Below are 4,961 nucleotides of genomic sequence, written 5' to 3' on the forward strand. Positions count from 1 at the left end.
GTTGTTGTTGTTGTTGTTGTTGTTGTTGTTGTTGTTGTTGTTGTTGTTGTTGTTGTTGTTGTTGTTAGAGTGTGCTTGAGGTTCCTTCGCTTTAACAGCTAAATCATGGCGGGAACTCAGCCGATGAGTTGCTCCCAATAAACTATAACCATTAAGACGTGCCTGATCTGATAATCGAACAATTTTTGGTTGAGTTTTATAGAAATGCTTCCAATGTTCGAAATCCTGTTTAGATAAAGAAAACGCCGTTTTATGATAGAGTACACCATTTTTGATAATAGCCTCAGAATGGTACTGCGGTGTTATTTTAAGGTTAATCTTTTCAATTGCCGCTTGGACCACCGGTTTCGTAGCATTACCCCACCCCACCAAGTGATAATATCTATCCTCTTTTAAACTAAAAACCCAATCCTTACATGGAAGTAATTGTACTTTATTTGCCAGGTGAGTGAGCAATTTTTCCGCATTTGGAACAGTTAAAGTTATCATCCCATCAATAGCTTCAAAATCTATCGATGTATTGACAGGCATAAATTCTTGGCAAAGATTTTTATATTCGGCAGCTAGTAAAACGATATCTCTGCCCTCGGCTTCCTGTATATATTGCTTCTTTTTTAAGACATACACATACGTGCCCAGAAAATCAAAATCGATCTTAATTTGTGGCTGATTGACTGAGTAGGTCTTACTAATTGGAAGATTATTTTGCAGCGCCTTGTGGTAATTGGCATAGGGGCGCAAATCTCCATCCCAGCTTATGGACTCATAACCAAAATTTTCACGGATATAATTTTCCGTGTCTTGTACCAATAATTGATCATGTAATGGCTTATAATTATTACACCAACTTAGAAATTCAGACTCGTGAATAACAATCACATTCAAATGATAAGTGTTATTTGTATTATTTAAAGTTGATTTTGAGCAGGTTATTACAGATTGTGTAAATTTACATGTTTCAGGTTTAATTGTATTAAGCTCGGTAACCAACTTCGTTGTTAGAATAGCGACTTCCGGTATATGAAAATAATAATTGCTATCTGCAATTTTAAAAAATTTCCGCTCGTGGAAGTGCCTCTGCGGCATAAAACGATCTTGACAGGCCTTGATTTCCTTTTGAATTAATTGATGTTGACTGGATTGTAGAGTAATAATGCCATTTAACCTATCAAGAACTAATGCATTTTGTTTTTCTAGTTCATCGATATCGTGATCCGGTAATATTTGATAAATTTGATCCAAAATTCTTTCGAATTGTTGTGCTATCTCCATAGCCTGGAAAGGCACAAAAACATATCTATCTCGTTTTGCATCAAGTTCAAATAGGTCGAAAACACTTTGAAACTTAACTACTTTTTCACTGGGTCTAATCACTGGCGGTCACCTGCTATTCTATTTAATGCATAAATTATGGAATTCTATATTCTTTCAGACTTAGATTAAAAGATCCTTAAGAGCTTTCCTTGAATCCATTCTGCCACGGCGATCTCACCAAAATCCTATTGCAAATTCAAAATTCCCCTGACACACATAAATGAACGCTCCCGCTAAACATGCATTACTACTTCTTCATCTTATTCGAGTCTTACTCATTAGATCTACAGCGAAAACTCGATCTTTATCAGTTTTATTTCAACGATAAATGCTCTCACCAGTCGTTAGATGCGTTTATACCTATCGAAAAATATTATCATTCCCATTCCAAGGTTATTAGTCTTTATAAGTATGGATGGGATCAATTTGCAATAGCTTATTTCATCTACCAATTGCTGCTTAAATTAGCAATTCGCCATATACAGGTCATGTCTTGAATGTTTTAAGGTATAAAATAATTGCCAATGGATTCAATCGCAGTCTGTGTGACTGCTGCGCTTGCACATTCTGTACTTGCTTCTAGAAGACCCTCTTGTTTTGAGTTATAAAAGAATGCACCAAATTTTGAAAGGACGGCTGTCCATTTAAATAATTTACCAGGAATGGGATATTTATTTTTATAACATGTTTTCTCTGCGGAAGCTAAAAGATGAGTAACAAAGTTACAAAAGGTGTTGATTAAAAAGAATTGTCCCGTTTCTATAGCGCCTTGATACATTGCATCAAAAGTTTCGTTTTGATCATAATGTTTTTTATACTTCATAACAAAAACGCCTGCATAAAACAATGATCCGGAGACACAATACGAAGTGTACGTGGAAAAACCGTTGGATTTCAGTCTTCTGCCAATGACATTAGTAAACCCTTTCGCTCCACCATAGAGGGCACCTTCTTTTGTCGAAAACCAAAGTCTTTGAAATAAATTTGGTGGTAATACTTGGCAAACATCGTTGGTTACCATCTCATCAGCAATATTAAATTCGTTTAAAATACTCGTGATTTTTACAATATTATTTAGCTTATTATCCGAAGATCTACAAAATCCTTTTTGACCATAAAATTCTATAGAAGCAGTTTTTTGACCTTTATTAAAAAAGTGATAAGTAAAAATTGGTTCATTCGTCATTGAATGAAATTTAACATCCGCATCCCATGCACCGGCGTCAAAAGGTAGAGAGCCTGTATTCTTTGACCCATAAGATGAATGTTGAATGACTAGAGCATGGCTCGCATCGTCTAAAATTTCTTCTTGAGAAGAGCAAAATTTGTGTGCTTCATCAGTAGATTGCTCACTGCGACAAACAATAAAATTAGAAAAAAATTCAGAAGTGACAGATAATAAACCCACTCTATTAGTTGCTGGAACTTTCTTGATGTATTCAGAAAATGTATCCAAAGAAGCCGAGATGATATTTTTTTCCACTTTAGCAAAAAATGGCACAAACTTTATTAGCAACTCCTCGGCAACCGGATAATTATCCACAAGCCCGCGTAGTCTGCCCATGACTTCTTTTGGAAGCCAATAATCAGGATAGATTGGCCCTGGATTTAGTGTAGTTTCAATCTGAAATAATAGTTCTTCCAGATAATAGTGATGCAGCACATGATCTTTTGGTAATGGTGGTGCTTTTAAAGCTAGAGATAGCCAATTATTATTATTTTGTTTTATTTCTGTGACGATAACACTCACTCCAGCCCAACGACTATTTTGTGGAGTCACCAAATGATCGCCTATTTTTATTGTTTTTAAATCAGGAAAAGCGGATAAATCGACCTCAGTGATAATGAATCTTTCGGACATCAACAAATTTTTCTCTGCGGTCAAAATATTTTCTCTTAAATTTAACCATATTTCTTGCTGTTTATCAGTCAATGTCTTTTGATCTTTCAATTTTGCAATAATTTTATGTAATCGCTTAATTTCAAATAAAGTAGTTTCAATTAGTTTTCTAAATTCGACTTCTTCTATGGCTGACAACCACTGTGAATTTTTTGAGGAATTTATAAGAGGGGATATGGGTGTGCCACTCATAGAATGGCCAGATAACAACACATTAATGAAATCGCTACATTCTTCAATAATCAGTGATTCAATTTTTCGTAACCCATGCTGTGCGATAGGGTGATTGTAATCAGGAGAAAAATCAAACGTATTATTTTTGAAGCTCAGAGAATAATAAGAATAGCCCCCATATATTAAAGGCCCCGCAATATTATTGTCTTTATTTATAATAAAAGGATATGATTTCAAGTGTTCAATAGCTTTATGGATATCATAACGACTCGTCCCTGAAATCAAAACCCTATTATTAGTAAAGTCAGCTACAGCTGACATTGCATCTTCGTCCAATGAAGGTAATATACTAAGATAAGGGTGAACTATAATAATAAAATCAGGACGATGACGAAGATACTGTAGCAATGTCTTTGAATATTTTTTTGTTGATAACATATTAAGGGCCAAATAAATTTGATTTTTTGCTTCGGGGTGAATAATTGCTGTTTGATCACTTATTTTTAATGCGTTTTCTAAAATTTTTTCGGCCGTCATTAAATTATTTCGAGAGCTATATAAATTCTGAAGATAAAATTTTAATTCATCTTCCGATTTAATCGTATAAATGCTAAGGGATTCTCCGCATAAATAGCTTAACTGTTTATAATGATCCGAAGAACTTAGTATTAAACTTTTGGCGACTTCAACCCTTGCGCTAATAAATTTATGACTATTTTGCTTTTGATTAGCAACAAACTGTTCAATTTTAATTTTTGTTTCAGGTTTATCAAGCTCACTGCGATGCAAATAGAAAGGTGGAAAACCATCGCTGATCGTATATTTGGTATAGGGATTCCAATAAGCTCGGGCATCACCTAACGAAATAACTTCTCCATCGCCAGGTAAAATAGTGATATCGTCAGAAAAATAAACTTGATTATAAAATAAATTACTTTTTAATAACATCTCTTACTCACAATCTTGTCGCGTCTACAAATTTATCTACAAAAAGTATCCTATAATGAGCGATACTTTAATTGCAGAAATATTGCAAATTATGAATTAAATACAAAACCGTAGCCTGGATGAAGCATTAGCGAAATCCGGGTTCCACAGTCACGAAACCCGGATTTCGCTAATGCTTCATCCAGGCTACTTTTGAGGTAACGATCCATTTTTTTTTGCAATGCCTGCTCATCGGCACCACACCTTCCAAGTTATATTCTCTGACTAAGAAAAGCTTAAAAAAAGCAATTCTTTTCTAATTTATGGAAAAACTTTAAAAATTAGCTTTAAATAAGACTATTGAAACTTTATTAAAATTTAAAGTCCTTCAGCCAATTCCTTTAGTTCTAATATAGTTTGAGAAGAGATTTTTGATGCACAATATTATTGTTTTAATTTGATAAACTGTAGAGACTGTGCCTATTAAACTTTAGTTTATCACGAAAACATTAATATATTCTTATGTGTTTTTAACTTTGTCTTGGGCAAAAATGCACGGCGATCTTATCAAAATATTACTTTAAAATAAGGAAGTAGTAGCCGTCGTCCCGCGATTTATTCGCGGGATCCAGCATCGGATCTGGAT

Annotated in this window: 2 protein-coding genes; both read right to left on the bottom strand. The window is 34.3% G+C overall.

Going from position 1 to position 4,961, the window contains the following annotated elements; translation table 11 throughout:
* A partial coding sequence (locus tag H0U71_07930) for a hypothetical protein (GenBank protein ID MBA2654972.1) occupies positions 1 to 1,374 on the bottom strand: 1,374 nt, incomplete at its 3' end.
* A 442-nt stretch (positions 1,375 to 1,816) separates the two neighbouring features.
* Entirely contained in the window at positions 1,817 to 4,336 is a 2,520-nt protein-coding gene (locus tag H0U71_07935) for a hypothetical protein (GenBank protein MBA2654973.1), read from the bottom strand.
* Between the last annotated feature and the right edge of the window lie 625 nt (positions 4,337 to 4,961).

Source organism: Gammaproteobacteria bacterium (assembly GCA_013697705.1).
In the GTDB taxonomy this organism is placed as follows: Bacteria; Pseudomonadota; Gammaproteobacteria; order UBA6002; family UBA6002; genus UBA6002.